This is a genomic window from Streptomyces sp. NPDC041200 (assembly GCF_055591805.1).
In genome coordinates this window covers 232,790-249,429 of sequence record NZ_JBVIZF010000005.1, presented here as the reverse complement: position 1 = coordinate 249,429, position 16,640 = coordinate 232,790, and the positions used below count along the sequence as shown (strand labels likewise).

The window sequence follows — 16,640 nt, the reverse complement described above, 5'->3', positions numbered from 1 at the left end:
CGAGCTTGGGACCCGCCCGTGGGGTTGCGGTGGGAGCATCATCGAGACCGGAACCGACGCCCACCGGCTCGCACAGACCCGGGCCCAGCAGCAAGCCTCCGGCTGACGCGCGCCCGGGATCAGTTGCAGGTTCAGTCCTTGCGCCCGGTCACGGCGATGGTGACACCGAGACCGATCATGGTCAGCCCGCCGACACCGCCGACCAGGGAGAGCCGCTGCGGTGAGCGGGCGAACCAGTCCCGCGCGGTGGAGGCGGCCAGCCCCCACACGGTGTCAGAGGCAACGGCGATGATGTTGAAGACCAGACCGAGCACCAGCATCTGACCCACGACATGCCCCTGCTCACGGTCCACGAACTGCGGCAGCACGGCGGCGAAGAATACGATGGTCTTCGGATTGGTCACGCCGACCGCGAACCCCTCCCCAAACGTCCGCAGACCGCTCTGCGCATCCCCCACCCCTGTCACCGCGGCATGCAGCGAACCACGTTCCCTCCATGCCTTGACACCGAGAAACACCAGATATGCGGCCCCCGCCAGCTTCAGCACGGTGAAGACGAGAATCGAACGTTCCACGACCGCCCCGATCCCGAACGCCACGGCCACGATGAGCACATAGGCGCCGACGGTGTTCCCCACGACCGTGGTCAGCGCAGCCCGGCGTCCTTGCGCCAACGCCCGCCCGATCACAAACAGCACACTGGGCCCTGGGACCACGATCAACAGGAACGACATCGCTGCGAAGGCGAGCAAACGGTCGGCAGACACCATGACGCTCATGCAAGCACGAGGACAGCTCCCGGTTCCAGCCCAATGGGGGCCACTTCACATGCCTGCGGCCACCGTGGGGAGTCCTGATCGCGGGGTTGGGGAATTACGTGACGCTGATCATGCAGATCGTGGGGAATTACGTGACCGCCGACAGCCGGAGAGCTACTCGAATCGGCGGACGCTGACCTGCTACGCCACACCGGTTACGGGAAGCGGTCATGCTTTGCCTCCGGCCCTGCCTTGTGATGCCCTAACGTGCAGGTAGACGAAGGTACTGGTGTGGTTGGGATGGGAAGGGCGTACGGGGATGCAGCCGCGAGTGCCGAGTGCTGCAGGCTACGGGGTGGACGCTGAGGAGATTGCCCGCCGGTACGAGGGGGTGGCGTTCGAGGTCGTGCATGAGGAGTTCCTGCCGTGGTTGCCGCCCGTTCCGGGGAGGGTCGTTGACATCGGTGCTGGCAGCGGGCGTGACGCTGCCGCACTGGCTGCCCGTGGGCATCAGGTCGTGGCCGTGGAGCCCACACCGCAGCTGCGGCGGATCGGGCAGCGCCTTCACGCGGACGCGGCGATCGACTGGATCGACGATGCCCTTCCCTCGCTGACCGGGCTCCGCGGGACTTTCGACTTCGTGCTGCTCTCCGCGGTGTGGATGCACCTGGACGAGCCAGAGCGTGTCGATGCCATGCGGCGGCTGGCCGAGCTGGTGGCACCGGGAGGGCACGTGGCTCTGTCGCTTCGGCACGGTCCGGTTCCCACGGGACGCCGTATGTTCGCGGTCTCCGCGGGCGAGACCGTGGCGCTGGCAGAGCGGTTCGGGCTGTCCGCAGTACACCGCGGGCAGGGATCAGATTGCCTCAGCCGGGAGGACGTGGGCTGGAGCACGCTGGTCTTCCGCCCGGAGCCGCCCACGATCGCGGGGGTGAGCCGATGACCGTGGACTTCTACCGGAGCGAGCCGAGCGCCCGTACGTCCTGGCGGCTGGCCATCTTGCTGGGCGCCAACTCCCGTACCTACAAATTCGCCCTCGGAGCAGCGCTGCTGGAGTTCGCCGCGCAGGACAGGACTGAGGTGACGCTGGAGGAACTCGCCGTTCCGTACGCCATGGGCCTGGTGGCGCACCTGGCCGAAGCCCCTCAGGCACCGTCAGGGCTCCAGGTCCAGGAGTCGGACTTCCTGGCCGTGGCTGAGCGTGAGGCCAAGGAGTCCTCCGCGCTCGGCCACCCCACCGACCGGCTCCTGCACGCCGCGGTGCGGTCCATGCCAGGAATGGTGATGCAGAAGTTCCACAACTTGCGCGGTAACACCCGGACAGCGCACCGCTTCTACGAGCTGACCGGCAACTCGCACCAGCGGATCGTGCGCCTGACTGCCGAGCTGCGCACCGTTGCCCAGGGCGAGCAGGCTCCGGGGCTGCGTGCCGAGTTGGGCGCTCGGTGGGACATCGTGGAAAGCTCCTTCGCCGCGGGCATCGGCCGCAGCCTCATCGACGAGGGATTCTCGCTGGACTGGACGACGCTGCAGCTCACGGACAAGCGTCGCCGCCGCTCGGTCACCGGAGTCACCGACGCACTGATCGGATTCCAGCACGGCCGCTGCCTCATCTGCGCTCAACCCATCGCGCCAGGTGACAGCACCGCCGTCGACCACGTCTTCCCCTACTCCCTGATGCAGCGCTTCGGCGGCGTATCCGGCTGGGACGGACCGGACTTGGACCTCATCTGGAACCTCGCGCCCGCACACCAAGCGTGCAACAGCGCGAAGAGCGACCGGCTCCCCACCCCCGAAGAACTCCACCGGCTCGCCCAGCGCAACGAGGCGATCATGCACTCCCCCCACCCGCTCAGGAAAACCCTCCAGCTCAGCCTCCGCAGCATGCGGCACAGCGCCAACCCACCGGAGCACTGGCCGCACTTCCTGCGCCAGGTCCAAACCGCCTGCGATTGAGCACCGCCAGTGCCCGTCAAACCAACTCACGGGCCAGATGCCGCCCAGGCCGTCCGGCCTCCCGTGCCACCCAGGCCGGATACATCAACGACAAGAGCGCCGCACTCGTGCGACACGCAGGTAAGCAGCGCTCGTCGCTCCCACGCCAAGCGACACACACAGCGGGGGCATCATTCTTGCTCGCTTGGCACACTTTTTCTTCCGGCCAGGCCTCCGCAAACAGTCTCCCTACGGCGCTTCAGAGCCGGGTACAGCGCTCACGCCCTGGGAGTGCCCTATCTGCCGGCAGACGCCAAGGGGCTTTACCGCCTCTTGACGCAGGCCCCTACGGTAACCAAAAGCCCCCACGTACGGACTGCCTGCGGAAACCTGCCCATAAGGATGGCCCACAGCCTCTCTGCTCCTGTCGCATGGGGAGCGCGGGACCGCGCTCCCACCCGAAAAGGAGGTCGGGAGCCGACAAGGGGTCCTTATGCCTCTCGATGCACAGAGCATCCGAATCGATGGGGTGACCCCCGGGGCCTATTGGTTGACGACGGCGCGCAGGGGCGCGGTACGGCACTGTAGGTGTACCGGATCGGGTGACGGACGAATCGGACGTCGTTGACAGGTCTGCGAGTTGGGAGCACGAGGGCTCCCAGAGGGCTCCCACTTGCTCCCAGCCCGGAAACGGTTAAGGCCGCCTCCGCTACTCGCGGAAACGGCCTCCGACCTGCGAAAACGCTGGTCGGGACGACAGGATTTGAACCTGCGACCCCTTGACCCCCAGTCAAGTGCGCTACCAAACTGCGCCACGTCCCGGTGCTTGTCCGGCTCGGGGTTTCCCCCTTGCCGGGCGCGCATGAAGAACAATACCGCACTTCAGGGGGTGCTCGCCTCCACCCCTGGGCAGGGCTTCGGGGCGAGCCGGGGTTACAGGGTGTTCGCGGGCTGTCGCGGTTTGTCGTTGAGGAGGGGGCGGGCGCCGGGGCACTGGCCGAGGGGAGCGATCGCGTACGGGGCGACGTCGAGCTGGAGCGGCCGCATGCGGCCGCTCCAGCTCGACGATCCCCGGCTGGGCGTCGTCGTGGGGTAGATCGGTAAGGCCCGGTGCGCCCGCCCTGGCCGGGTGATCAACGTCGGCGTCGGCGGTGGGCTGGCGCTGACCGGGACGCGGCCGGTCCCGCGAATGTTCTACGGCGTGCTCTCGGCCGTCCGGGGGGGTGGACGTGACCGTGCTGTGAGCCATGATCGTGCGCCCCCTCGGCGGGGGGGCGCCGTGGCCGCCGCCGGGGCGCGTGGCGCCGGTGTGGATGGGGTGCTCGTGGAGCCGGATCTGGCGGGTACGCCGACGGCGGCCTCGTCGGCGTTCCGCGCCGTGCGCTGGGGCCCTGCGGCCGCGCCCAGGGAGAGGTGGGCGCGGCCCGTGCGGTCGCTCAGCGACAGGTCCAGACGGTCGGCTCGTCGCGGCCTCCGGGAATCTTCCAGCTCCGGCCGGCGATCGTGCCGTCGTCGCTGGATACAGAGAGTTCAAGCCCGCGGTCGGGGGCGTAGCTCAGTGTGGAACCGAGCGTCGTCAGCTTCCATACGCCGAATTCGTGCCAGCTGGAATCATCGGTGCGGCCGACGATCTGGCCGTCGCGGTTGATGTCCTCGACATCTCCGCCCCGCGCCACAACGCGCGGCTTGCCGTCGCGGTCCCACAGCACGCTTCGGGTCTCGTTGTCCGCCTCGTAGGAGACCTGGCCGATGACGCGGCCGTTCGATATTCCGCGCACGATGACGTCATAGGCCCCATCGGGGAGGGGAAGTTGGCGCGCCTCGCCGTCCGTCCACAGATAGGGCACCCGGCTGTAGCCATCGTCCACCTCGACCAGCACGGTGCCGTCCTGGTCGACACCGGTGGCGGTAGCCGACATCTCGGGCAAGCCGGTCATTTCCATCACTGTGCCGGGCTTGTCGGCGGGCCAGATGACCGGGTGCCAGCGCGGCTCGTCGTCGACCGCCAGCTCGACGGCACCGACGATGTCTCCGTGGTCGTTGATGCCCTCCGCCGTCGAAGCGTAGGTACCGGGCAGTTCGGGCAGGCGCTCCATCGTGCCGTTGCGCGAGCGGATGGCGGCGGGGAATCCGTCGTCTCGCCGGTAGGCGCTTCCGACGACCGTCCCGGCGTCGTTCACGCCTGAGACGCTGAGCCAGTTCTGGTATTCGGGATCGGCCAGGTTGCCGTAGTCGGTGACCTTTCCGTTCTTCCACAGCGCAGCGCGGCCGCCCTGTTCGGAATTCGCGCCATAGGAAATTGTGCCCGCGTAGCCACCACTGCCGTCGGCCGCGATCACGTCGCCGGTCAGCGCGCCGGTGGGCAGCGGCAGGGTGGCCGGTGTCCACGCGCAGGCAGCTGACTCGGCGGCAGTGGCGGTGGGTGCCACGGCGCCGACCATCATCGCCGTCATCACCGTTGACACCAGGACGCGAGCGACACCATGCGTACGTCTCATAATTCTCCCCAGTTTGTGTCGATCCAGTTCGTGTCGATGTGCGGAGTGCGGAATCGCGGTCGCAATGTGTTTCGCTCCCGTCTGGACAGCTCAGGGGATGTGCTTCTCCAGCCACTCCAGGAGGTCCTGCTGGACCTCGTCGCGGTTGGTTTCGTTGAGGATCTCGTGCCGGGCGCCCTGGTAGCCCTTCCAGCTCAGGTTCCGGGTGCCGCCGTAGCGGAAGTCTTCGAGGAGTTCGTAGACCAGGGTCATCCGCTGGTTGCAGGGGTCCTCGGTGCCCACCGCCAGGAGGACCGGCAGCTCGGCCGGGATACGGGCCTGGTGGCGCGGGTCGTTGATCTTGCGGACGGCGCGCAGCCAGGCCAGGGAGAGGCCGGTGCTGAAGGGGAAGCCGCAGTGGTCGTCGGCCGCGTAGGCGGCGACCTCGGCCTGGTCCCGGGAGAGCCATTCGAAGCCCGTCCCGAACTCGTACGGGTCGTTGAAGGAGGCGAAGAGCGTGGGGACGAAGGTGGACAGCGCGGTGGGGCCGCGCTCCGCGATCTCCCGTTCGATGGCCGCCACCGCGCCCTCGATCTCCGCCCCCGGGAGGGAGCGGAAGGTGCCGGAGAGGATCAACCCGGCCAGTTCCCCGCCGTACTCCTGAGCGCAGTCGCGGGCCAGCATGGAGCCCATGCTGTGGCCGAGCAGGACCAGCGGCGCTCCGGGGTGGTCGGCGCGGGCCCGGTCGCCGATGGCGCGCAGGTCCGCGACGATGGCCCGCCAGGCGTCGCCCTCATCGCCAACGGAAGCGATGACCCCGAGGCCGCCGGTGTACTCCGCGGTCGCCCCGTGGCCGCGGTGGTCCGAGGCGACGACCGCGTAGCCGTGCCCGGCCAGGAAGCGGGCGAACCGGTCGTAGCGGCGGGCGTGTTCGGCGGCGCCATGGGCGATCTGGACGACCGCGCGCACGGGGCCCGCCTCCGGCTGCCACGTGTACGTCGCGACGCGCGCGCCGTCCGGGGCGGTGAGGTGGTCCGTGCGGTGGGTGATGCCGCCAGCTGGCATGCGTATCCGTCTCCTGGGCCGATGGGATGAGGCGGAGACCCACTCTTCCCTCGCCGGGCCGCCAAGCCAAGGGCATGGACACGGGTTGCTTGAGGCACGGGTTGTCTGAGGCACGGGTTGCTTGAGGCACGTGTGGCTGGAGGGATGACGGAGTGTCGATGGAGTGCTGACGGGGTGTTGACCGGGGACGCGGGCGGTGTGTCACGATCAAGCGCTTCCGTACCACGTGCGACTCCTGAAACGTGCAACTCCCCGCCCCAGGAGGACTGTTGGCAACATTCGAAGCATCTGACGTGTCGCCGGAAAGTTCTGTCCCCTCCGCTCTCTCCCGGCGGCGCCTTCTGCGGGCCGCCGCCGCGGGCACCGCCGTCGCCGCCACAGTCGCGCTGCCCGCCGACGCGGTGGCCCGGGCCACGGCCCGGGCGCAGGCGGAGGCGCGGCGGGTCTCGCTCTCCTTCACCGCCGCCACCAACGGCGCCGCGTCCCTCTCCCCCTCCGGCGACCGGCTGATCGCCGAGGTCCAGAACGTGCTGTGGTCCGTCCCCCGCAAGGGTGGTGACGCCCTCGCGCTCACCCCGCCCGATCTGGAGCCGACCCGTCCGGTCCACTCCCCCGACGGCAAGCTGCTGGCCGTATGCGCGTACCGGGGCGGCGGCTTCCACATCTGGACGCTGCGCCCGGACGGCTCCGGTCTGCGGCAGCGCACCGACGGGCCGTGGGACGACCGCGGTCCGGCCTGGTCCCCCGACGGCACCCGGATCGCCTTCGCCTCCGAGCGCGGCGGCGACCCGGTGGCGGGCAGCCCGTACCGGGTGTGGGTGCTGGACGTGGCCAGCGGCGAGCTGACCCGGCTGACCGGGCTGACCGGCCAGGACGGGCCACTCCAGGACGGCGCCTGGGAGGACTTCGACCCCGCCTGGTCCCCGGACGGCGAGCGCGTGGTGTTCGTCCGCGGCGCACGCGCCGGGAGCGCGCTGGACGCCCGTACGGTGGCCTCCGTACGGGCGGACGGCACCGGGCCGGTGACCGCCTGGCGCGCCGACGCGACCACCGGCGCCCAGGTGATGACGCCGTCCGTGTCGGCGGGCGGCAGGCTCGCCTATCTGCGCACCACGCCCGCACCGGCGGCATCCTGCACGCTGGTCGTGGACGGCGCGCCGGTCGCGGTCGAGGGCGATGTGCAGCCGGTGCCGCCGCGGTGGGTCTCGCGCGAGGAGCTGCTGCTGACGGTGGACGGGCAGTTCCGGCTGGTGCGCCCGGACGCCCCGGCGAAGGGCGAGCGGATCCCGTTCGCCGCCACCCTGCCGGTCGACCGTCCCCGGTACACCGTCAAGCGGTACGACTTCGAGGGCGGCGGGGCGCGTCCGGTGCGCGGACTGCATCTGCCCGCGCTGTCGCCGGACGGCCGCAGGGTGGCCTTCGCCGCCCTCAACTCGCTCTGGGTCGCGGACGTTTCCGGCGGCCGGGCCCCGCGCCGGATCGTACGGGCGGACGCCACCCGGTATCTGCTCGCCCCCTCCTGGACGCGCGACGGGCGTGCTCTGGTGTACGCCGACGACCGGGACGGACTCCTCGCCGTGCGCCGCCGGGACCTCGCCTCCGGCAAGGAGACGGTGCTCGCGTCGGGCGGCCGGGTGCACCCCGCCCTCTCCCCCGACGGCGAACGGCTCGCCTGTGTCGACATGTCGGGAAACCTCGTCGTACGGGACCTCGGCGCCGGTACGGAACGGGTGCTGGCCGCGCCGCTCGGGGCGGGCGGGCTGCCCGGGCGGCCGACGTGGTCGCCGGACGGCCGGTACGTCGCCCTGTGCGACCGCAACCGGCTGAACCAGAGATTCCGCGAGGGCTACAACCTCATCCGGGTCATCGACACGAAAAGCGGCGCCGCGAGACCGCACGCCGTCGCGGAGCACGCCTCGCTGACCGACCGCTATGACTCCGGCCCGGTCTGGTCCCCGGACGGCCGTCACATGGCGGTCATCGTCGAGTCCGCCCTGTGGCTGCTGCCGGTCCGGCCGGACGGCAGCCCGGACGGCGCCCCGCGCCGGGTGACCGACGAGGCGGCCGACCATCCGTCCTGGTCGGCGGACTCGGGCAGCGTCCTGTACCTGTCGGCGGGCAAGCTGCGGCTGCTGGACGTCGCGAGCGGCGACGCCCGTACGGTACGGATCTCCCTCGACCACCGGCGGCCGCGCCCGGCCGACACCGTGGTGCACGCCGGGAGGTTCTGGGACGGCACGGGCGGCGGGGGCACGGTCCGCGAGGACGTCGACATCGTGGTGCGCGGCGGCCGGATCGCCGCCGTCGAGGCGCACCGCGGCGGGCGGCCCGCGAAGCGCCGGATCGACGCCTCGGCCCGTACCGTCGTCCCCGGGCTGTGGGACGCGCACACCCATCCCTGGCAGTACACGTACGGCGGCCGCCAGACCGCGCTGCAGCTCGCGTACGGCATCACCACCGCCGTCTCGTTCGGCGGCTTCGCGTACGAGCAGGCGCGGCTGCGGGAGGCCGTCGCGGCGGGCGCGCTGGCCGGGCCGCGGCTGCTGGCCACCGGCGAGCTGCTGGACGGGCCGCGGGTGGCGTACAGCATGGGCCGGGCGCACCGCACCCGCGAGGGTCTGCGGCGCTCACTGGACCGCGCCGCGGCGCTCGACTGGGACTTCGTCAAGACGTACGTCCGCGCCCCGGGCTGGATCATGGAGGAGGCCGCCCGCTTCGCACACGAGCAGCTCGGGGTGCGCTCCGGCAGCCATCTGTGTACGCCCGGCTTCCAGCTCGGACAGGACCTGACGACCCATCTCCAGGCCACCCAGCGGCTGGAGTTCGGGCATGCGACGACGGCGACCGGGCGGGCCTTCCAAGACCTGGAGGAGATCTACACGGCCTCCGACTTCCGCTTGGTCGCCACCCCGTTCACCGCCCAGCCGCTGGTCGGCGCGGACCCCGCGCTCGCCGAGGACGAGCGGGTCACCCGGCTGATGCCGCCGTGGGACACCGCCCTGGTGCGGCAGCTCGCCGGGGCGCCGCCGACCGGCGCGCAGCTGGCGACCCTGCGCACCGAGATCGGCATATACCGGCGGATCCTGGCCGGTGGCGGGGTGGTCGCCCTGGGGACGGACCAGCCGCTGGTGCCGGTGGGGCTCCATCTGCACGTGGCGCTGCGGGCGCTGCACCGGTTCGGGCTGTCGCCCGCGGAGGCGCTGCGCACGGTGACCGTCCTCCCGGCGCGGGCGTTCGGCGCCGAACGGGATCTGGGCACCCTGGAGGTCGGCAAGCTGGCGGACCTGACGGTCGTGGACGGCGATCCCTTCGCCGACTTCGACGCGATGGTCCGGACGGTCTCGGTGCTGCGGGGCGGGGTGCCGTACGAGCAGCGGCGGCTGGTCGAGGCGTTCCCCGCACCCGCCGGTGCCAGGGCGGCGCACGGGCGGTCGGCGGACCACTGGCTGGAGGTGGGACGGCAGCTGCGGCGCGACGGGTGCTGCGAGCAGCACCTCTGAACGCCTCGCTCAGGGCCCCGGCTCAGCCGGTGGGGGCGGGGCCGGGCCCGGCCGGGCCCGGCTCAGGCGGCGGGGGCCGGGTCAGGCCGAGCAGGTCGCGGGCCGGTCCGGTGGGGTGGGGGCCGGACGGCCAGACGGCGCGCAGATCGCGGCGCAGGGGGATGTCCGGGACCGCGATCTCCACCAGGCGGCGGGCCGCCACTTCCTCGCGGACGGCCAGCCGGCTGAGCACCGCGGGCCCCGCGCCGCTCACCGCCGCCGCCTTGACGGCGGTCGTGGAGGCCAGTTCCAGCAGCGGCGCGGCCAGGCCGCCGTGGGCGGCGAGGGCGGCGTCCAGCACCTGCCGGGTGCCGGAGCCGCGCTCCCGGAGGATGAGCGGGGTGGTGGCCAGTTCGGCGGCGGCCGGTGGGGTACGGCGGCGGGCCCAGGGGTGGCCGGGGGCGGTGACCACCGTGAGGCGGTCATGACCGATGACCGCGCCGTCCAGCCCGCTCGGGACCTCCAGGCCCTCGACGAAACCGATGTCCGCCTCGCCGTCCAGCAGCCGCCCGGCGACGGCCGCCGTGTTCCCGGCCAGGAGCGAGACGGCGGTGTCGGGACGCAGGGCGCGCAGCGCGATCAGCCAGCCGGGCAGCAGATACTCGGCGATCGTCATGCTGGCGGCGACCCGCAGCCGGGAGTCGCGGCGGTCGCGCAGCGCGTGGACGCCCGCGTCGAACGCCTCGGCCGCCTCCACCACGCGCCGCGCCCAGTCCGTGACGAGCGCCCCGGGCGCGGTGAGCCGGGAGCCGCGCGGCGAGCGGTCCACGAGCGCGACGCCCAGCCGCCGTTCCATCGCCCGGATCCGGCTGCTCGCGGCGGGCTGGGTGATGCCCAGTTCCCGGGCGGCCCGGCCGAGGCTGCCGAGCCGGGCGACGGCGAGCAGCAGCTCCAGCGCGCCGAGGTCGGGAACGCGGTGAGCGAGCGGGGTCGGCGTCAGAGCGCCGTCGCCGCCCGGCGTAATGCCCTTCCGCTCACTCATAAAGTCAGCTTATGCCCTCATAGGAGAAAGGGGCCTGGTGGGGGACGCGGCGGCGGGCGAGGGTGCGTTCATGGTCACCGCCGCACCCGCCTCACCCGCACCCGCCGCAGCCCCTGCCCTCCCCGCTGCCTCCGCCGTCCCGGGCCGCCCCCGGCCGTCCGTACGCCGCCTCGGCCCCAACTGGTACGCCACGGTGATGGGCACCGCGATCGTGGCGACCGCGGGCGCCGGGCTGCCGGTGCACATCCCGGGGCTGCGCGGCGTCTGCCGGGTGGTGTGGGTGCTGTCGGCGCTGCTGCTCGCCGCCGTGCTGACCGCCCGCGCGGCGCACTGGGCGCGCCATCGCGACCGGGCGCGCGCCGATCTCCTCGACCCGGCGGTCGCGCCCTTCCACGGCTGCCTCCCCATGGCGCTGTCGGCGGTCGGCGCGGCGACGCTGTCCGTGGGCGCGGAGCTGATCGGCGTACGGGCGGCGGTGGCCGTGGACGCGGTCCTGTGGACGGCCGGAACGCTCACCGCGCTGCTCACGGCGGCCGGGATCCCGGTGCTGATGGTCGTACGGCACCGGATCGGCACCGGGGACGCCTCCCCGGTGTGGCTGCTGCCGGTGGTGGCGCCGATGGTGTCGGCGGCGACCGGTCCGGCGCTGGTGCCGCATCTGCCGCCCGGGCAGGTGCGGGAGGCGCTGCTGCTGGGGTGCGTGGCACTGGCCGGGGCGAGCCTGCTGGGGACGTTCCTGATGCTGCCGCTGATCTTCGACCGGCTGGTCCGCCACGGTCCGCTCCCGGCCGCGCTGACGCCCGCGCTCTTCCTGGTGCTGGGTCCCCTCGGGCAGTCCACCACGGCCGCGGGCGGGATGGCCGACGCCGCGGCCTACACGGCGGGGGTGCCGGAGGCCGCCGCCCGGTTCGCCTCGGTGGTGTACGGGGTGCCGGTGATGGGGTTCGCGCTGCTGTGGCTGGCGTCGGCGGGGGCGCTGGTGGTGCGGGCGGCGCTGCGCGGAATGCCGTTCGCGATGACCTGGTGGGGGTTCACCTTCCCCGTGGGCACGTGCGTCACGGCGGCGGCGGCGCTGTCCCGGCACACCGGTCTGCACGCGTTCGGCTGGCTGGCGGTGGTGCTGTACAGCGCCCTGGTGGCGGCGTGGGCGCTGGTCGCGGCGCGCACGGCGCTCGGTCTGGCGCGCGGCACGCTGCTCACGCCCTAACAGCGCTGCTCACGCCCGAGCGGTGCTCCCCCGGCACGCTGCTCACGCCCTCACCGTGTCAGCGCGCCGCCGCCAGCGCCGCGCCGAGGACCGCGGGCGCCTCCGCCAGTGAGGGGCCGTACCAGGTCAGATGGCGGCCGCTGACCAGCGCGGCGGGCAGCCCGGGGAACGCCTCGGGACCGTCGTCGGCCGTGAAGCGGTACGGCTCGTCCGGCAGCACCACCAGCTCCGCGCCGCACCCCGTCAGCTCGTCGAGGGGGACGCGCGGGTAGCGCTCGGGGTGCTCCGCGTACAGGTGCCGTACGCCCAGCCGGGCCAGCAGATCCCCGGCGAACGTGTTCCGGCCCAGCACCATCCACGGCCGCCGCCACACCGGCACCACCGCGCGCCGCCGCGCCCCGGCGGCCCGTACGTCCGCCCAGGCGGCCTCGGCCTCGTCCAGCCAGCCGGGCCGCGGCAGCCCGCAGCCGCGCACCAGGACCCGCTCCAGCTCGGCGAACGCCTGCTCCAGCGTCCGTACCTCGGTCACCATCACCTCGAGCCCGGCGGCGCGCAGCGCGGCGAGGTCGGGGGCGCGGTTCTCCTCCTCGTTGGCGAGGACGAGGTCCGGGGCGAGGGCCGCGATCCGGGCGGTGTCCGGGTTCTTGGTGCCGCCGACGCGCTCCGCGCGCAGCCCGGGCGGATGGCTGCACCAGTCGGTCACCCCGGTCAGCAGACCGGGCGCGGTGGCGGCGACGGACTCGGTGAGCGAGGGCACCAGGGACACCACGCTCCGTACGGGGGCGGAAGGCCTCATCGCCCCACCCTACGGCCACTCTCGCCCGCACAAACGGCCGCCGCCGCGGTCCGGTTCCGGACCGCGGCGGCGGGTGTCACCACTCTGGGGCTGAGGTCAGGGGTTGACCGGCGCCATCTTGTCGACGATGCCGGGGTTGGCGTCGATCCACTTCTGGACGCCCTCCTCCTCGTTGCCCTTGCCCGCGTCCTGCACGGCCTGTTCGAGTGTCGCCAGCTCCTTCTCGGTCATGTGCCACTTCTTCAGCCACCCGTTGAACTCCGGGTACTTGCTGGGGAAGGACTTGTTGGCGAGCGTGTGGAGCTGGTTGTTGGCCCCGAAGGCCTTGTCCGGATCCGCCAGCTTGGTGAGCTTGTACTTGCTGTACGCCCAGTGCGGGGTCCACAGGACGACGGCCACCGGTTCCTTCTTGGCGTAGCTGCGCTCCAGCTGCGCCAGCATCGCCGGGGAGGAGCCGTCGGAGACCGTGTACTCCTTGTCCAGGCCGTACTGCTTCAGCACCTTGCTCTTGAGGATCTTCATCTCGCCGGTGCCCGGTTCGATGCCGACGATCTTGCCCTTGAAGAGGTCGGCCTTCCCCTTGAGGTCGGCCAGGGACTTCACGTCCTTGACGTACGACGGGACGGCGATCTCAAGCGAGGTCTTGTCGTACCACGGACCGACGTCGACCAGGTTCTTCTTGTATCTGTCCCAGTACTGCTTCTGGGCGACCGGCAGCCAGCCGTCGAACTCGACGTCGATCTGCCCGGTGCTCATCCCGGTGAACATGGAGCCGACGTCGTACTGCTTGATCGACGGCTTGTAGCCGCGCTTCTCCAGGACGTTCTTCCACAGGTACGTGGTGGCGATGTCCTCGTCCCACGGGAAGTAGCCGATCTTCGGCGCGGCGCCCGCGTCCTTGCCCTTCTGGTCGGCGCCGCCGGGCGCCGGGGCGAGCTTGTTCGCGATGCCCGGGTTGTCCTTCAGCCAGGCGCGCACACCCTGCTGCTCCTTGCCCTTACCGGCGTCCTGGATGGCCGCCTCCAGGCTGGTGAGCTGCTTCTCGCTCAGCTTGAAGTTCTTCATCCACTTGGCGATCTGCGGGTTCTTCTTCGAGAAGCCCTTGCGCGCGATCGTGTCGATGTGGTCGCCCTCGCCGAAGGCGCCCTTGGGGTCCTTCAGCTTGGTGAGCTTGTACTTGTCGTACGCCCAGTGCGGGGACCACAGGGTGACCGCGATCGGCTCCTTCTTGGCGTAGGAGCGCTCCAGCTGGGAGAGCATCGCCGCGGTGGAGCCCTTGACCAGCTGGTAGTCCTTGTCCAGGCCGTAGCCCGGCATGACCTTGTCCTGCATCAGCTTCATCTCACCGGCGCCGGGCTCGATGCCGATGATCTTCTTCTGGAAGGTGCCGGACTTGGACTTGAGGTCGTCGAGGGACTTCACGCCCTTGACGTACGAGGGGACCGCGACCTCCAGGGAGGTCTTGTCGTACCAGGAGCCGAGGTTCTCCAGCTTGTCCTTGTACTTCGCCCAGTACGAGGCGTGGGTGGCCGGGAGCCAGGCGTCGGTCTGCAGGTCGATGTTGCCCGAGGCCATGCCGGTCCACAGGGCGCCGACGTCGTACGACTGCACCTTGGGCTTGAAGCCGCGCTCCTCCAGCAGCTCCTTCCACAGGAAGGTGGAGGCGATGCCCTCGTCCCAGTTGATGTAGCCGAGGTTGACCGACTGGCCCTTGCCGACGTTGGCGGAGACGGTGGGGCCGGTGTCGTCGCTGGCGAACATCTTCATGCCACCGGCGACCAGGGCCAGGACGACCACGCCGACCATGGCGACCGAGGTCGCGGGCCGCCAGTGGAGCACCCGCGAACCGCTGAGCGCCTTGGCCCGCTCCTTGGCCAGCGCGCGGCGGGCGAGCGGGGAGACGCGCTGATTGAGCGCGCTGGTCATCCGGTCCAGGTACATGGCCAGGATGACGACCGCGATACCGCCTTCGAAGCCCATGGCCACGTCGACGGAGCTGATCGCCTGGAAGACCGTGGACCCCAGGCCCTCGGCGCCGACCATACCGGCGATGACCACCATGGACAGCGCCAGCATGATCACCTGGTTGATGCCCGCCATGATGGTGGGCAGGGCCAGCGGCAGCTGGACGCGCATCAGGGTGCGGCGCGGATGGGTGCCGAAGGCGTCGGCCGCCTCGACCAGCTCCGCGTCGACCTGGCGGATGCCCAGCTCCGTCATGCGGACGCCCGGGGGCATCGAGAAGATGACGGTCGCGACGACACCGGGGACGACCCCGAGGCCGAAGAAGAAGATGCCGGGGATCAGGTAGACGAAGGCGGGCATCGTCTGCATGAAGTCCAGCACCGGGCGGATCGCCGCGCTCACGGCGCGGTTGCGGGACGCCCAGATGCCGAGCGGCACCGCGAACACGATGGTGATCACACCGGCGACCAGCACGAGCGCGAGGGTGTTCATCGCCTCGCCCCACAGCTCGATCGAATCGATGAGCGCGAAGCCGAGGAACGCGAGGACGGCGGGCAGCAGCCCGCGCAGCCACCAGGCGAGCACCGCGAGGATGCCCGCGAACAGCAGCGGCTCGGGCGCGCTGAGCACCGAGTTCACCCCGTCGTACATGCCCTGCACGACGGAGGAGATGAAGTCGAAGAGCCAGCTCAGGTTGTCACGGAGCCAGTTGACGCCGGAATTGATCCAGTCGCCGAGTTCGAGCCTAGGCACCGGTGATCACCTTCTTCGCGGACTCGGGTGCGTCCGGAGTACCCGGGGACGGCGGTGTCGCGCCGTCGCCACCGGTATCCCCGTCGCCGAGGACGGCGAGCAGCCGCCCTCGCGCGACGACGCCGACGAGGGCGCCGTCACCGTTGGTCACCGCGACCGCGGTGCCGCTGCGCGAGCAGGGGGTGAACAGCTCGGCGATCGGGGTGTTGGTGCCGACGGTGGCGGGGGCGGCGTCCAGCACGTCCTGCTCGGTGCGCAGCGGCGTGCCGTCGTCGGCGGTGGTGCCCAGCACCTCGGCCGGATCGGACATGATCGCCCCGGCGGTGAGCACCCGGGACCGGTCGACGTCCTGGGTGAACGAGGCGACGTAGTCATTGGCCGGGGTGACCAGGATGTCCTCGGCGGTGCCGATCTGGACGATCCGGCCGTCGCGCATGACGGCGATGCGGTCGCCGAGGCGCATGGCCTCGTTGAGGTCGTGGGTGATGAAGACGATGGTCTTCTTGAGCCGCTTCTGCAGCTGGACCAGCTGGTCCTGCATATCGCGGCGGATCAGCGGGTCGAGCGCGCTGAAGGACTCGTCCATCAGCAGCACGTCGGCGTCGGTGGCCAGGGCGCGGGCGAGGCCGACGCGCTGCTGCATACCGCCGGACAGCTCGTCGGGCCAGGACTTCTCCCAGCCGGCCAGCCCGACCATCTCCAGCGCCTCGGTGGCGCGCTTCACGCGCTCCTCGGCCGGTATGCCCTGGACCTCCAGGCCGTACCCGGCGTTCTCCAGCACAGTGCGGTGCGGGAAGAGGGCGAAGTGCTGGAAGACCATGCTGATCTTGTGGGAGCGCACCTGGCGCAGATCGCGCGGACTGAGCGCGGTGAGGTCGTCGTCGTCGAAGAGGACGCGTCCGGCGGTCGGCTCCAGCAGCCCGTTCAGCATGCGCAGCAGCGTGGACTTCCCGGATCCGGACAGACCCATGACAACGAAGGTCTGGCCCGCCTCGACCGCGAAGGAGGCGTCGACGACCGCGGCCGTCGTACCCTCCGCACGCAGTTTCTCGCGGTCCGCACCGCCCTCGAGATCGGCTACCGCCTCATCGGGTCTTCTGCCGAACACCTTGTACAGATGCTCGACTCGCAGTTTGGACACATATACCTCTCAGATCGCACCA

Annotated in this window: 11 protein-coding genes and 1 tRNA gene; 4 read left to right on the top strand and 8 right to left on the bottom strand. The window is 71.3% G+C overall.

Annotated features, from left to right (window positions below; all coding sequences use genetic code 11):
- Window positions 1–131: 131 nt before the first annotated feature.
- Complete coding sequence (locus ACZ6CL_RS16350) at window positions 132–770, bottom strand: LysE family translocator (RefSeq protein WP_468936816.1); 639 nt, start codon at window positions 768–770, stop codon at window positions 132–134.
- Window positions 771–1,113: 343 nt separating this feature from the next.
- Between ACZ6CL_RS16350 and ACZ6CL_RS16345 the strand changes: the two genes are divergently transcribed.
- Window positions 1,114–1,701: a class I SAM-dependent methyltransferase gene (locus ACZ6CL_RS16345; protein WP_468936553.1), complete on the top strand. Its 588-nt coding sequence runs from the start codon at window positions 1,114–1,116 to the stop codon at window positions 1,699–1,701.
- Window positions 1,698–2,714 (top strand): HNH endonuclease, encoded by a 1,017-nt coding sequence (locus tag ACZ6CL_RS16340; protein ID WP_468936550.1) that lies wholly within the window; start codon window positions 1,698–1,700, stop codon window positions 2,712–2,714. The genes ACZ6CL_RS16345 and ACZ6CL_RS16340 overlap by 4 nt, the downstream gene beginning before the upstream one ends.
- A gap of 724 nt (window positions 2,715–3,438) precedes the next feature.
- Here the strand turns inward: ACZ6CL_RS16340 and ACZ6CL_RS16335 are convergent.
- The 3 genes from ACZ6CL_RS16335 to ACZ6CL_RS16325 form a co-directional block, all read right to left on the bottom strand.
- Window positions 3,439–3,515, bottom strand: a tRNA-Pro gene (locus ACZ6CL_RS16335).
- A 614-nt stretch (window positions 3,516–4,129) separates the two neighbouring features.
- Window positions 4,130–5,146, bottom strand: coding sequence for a hypothetical protein (locus ACZ6CL_RS16330; protein ID WP_468936548.1), 1,017 nt, complete (start codon window positions 5,144–5,146; stop codon window positions 4,130–4,132).
- Window positions 5,147–5,281: 135 nt separating this feature from the next.
- On the bottom strand, window positions 5,282–6,235 hold the full coding sequence (locus ACZ6CL_RS16325) for an alpha/beta fold hydrolase (RefSeq protein WP_468936545.1): 954 nt from the start codon (window positions 6,233–6,235) through the stop codon (window positions 5,282–5,284).
- A 269-nt stretch (window positions 6,236–6,504) separates the two neighbouring features.
- On the opposite strand from ACZ6CL_RS16325, the gene ACZ6CL_RS16320 reads away from it, so the two are divergent.
- Complete coding sequence (locus ACZ6CL_RS16320; protein ID WP_468936542.1) at window positions 6,505–9,735, top strand: amidohydrolase family protein; 3,231 nt, start codon at window positions 6,505–6,507, stop codon at window positions 9,733–9,735.
- 22 nt (window positions 9,736–9,757) lie between these two features.
- On the opposite strand, the gene ACZ6CL_RS16315 is transcribed toward ACZ6CL_RS16320, so the two are convergent.
- Window positions 9,758–10,756, bottom strand: coding sequence for a LysR family transcriptional regulator (locus ACZ6CL_RS16315; RefSeq protein ID WP_468936539.1), 999 nt, complete (start codon window positions 10,754–10,756; stop codon window positions 9,758–9,760).
- 70 nt (window positions 10,757–10,826) lie between these two features.
- Here ACZ6CL_RS16315 and ACZ6CL_RS16310 point away from each other — a divergent pair, with 70 nt between their 5' ends.
- A complete protein-coding gene (locus ACZ6CL_RS16310) occupies window positions 10,827–11,963 on the top strand; it encodes a TDT family transporter (protein ID WP_468936813.1) in 1,137 nt (378 codons plus the stop codon).
- 58 nt (window positions 11,964–12,021) lie between these two features.
- On the opposite strand, the gene ACZ6CL_RS16305 is transcribed toward ACZ6CL_RS16310, so the two are convergent.
- From ACZ6CL_RS16305 to ACZ6CL_RS16295, 3 genes are all read right to left on the bottom strand, one after another.
- Window positions 12,022–12,759 (bottom strand): helical backbone metal receptor, encoded by a 738-nt coding sequence (locus ACZ6CL_RS16305; protein WP_468936536.1) that lies wholly within the window; start codon window positions 12,757–12,759, stop codon window positions 12,022–12,024.
- 96 nt (window positions 12,760–12,855) lie between these two features.
- Complete coding sequence (locus ACZ6CL_RS16300) at window positions 12,856–15,477, bottom strand: ABC transporter permease/substrate binding protein (protein WP_468936533.1); 2,622 nt, start codon at window positions 15,475–15,477, stop codon at window positions 12,856–12,858.
- Entirely contained in the window at window positions 15,470–16,618 is a 1,149-nt protein-coding gene (locus ACZ6CL_RS16295; RefSeq protein WP_468936531.1) for a quaternary amine ABC transporter ATP-binding protein, read from the bottom strand. Before ACZ6CL_RS16295 ends, ACZ6CL_RS16300 begins: the two co-directional genes overlap by 8 nt.
- Window positions 16,619–16,640 lie beyond the last annotated feature (22 nt).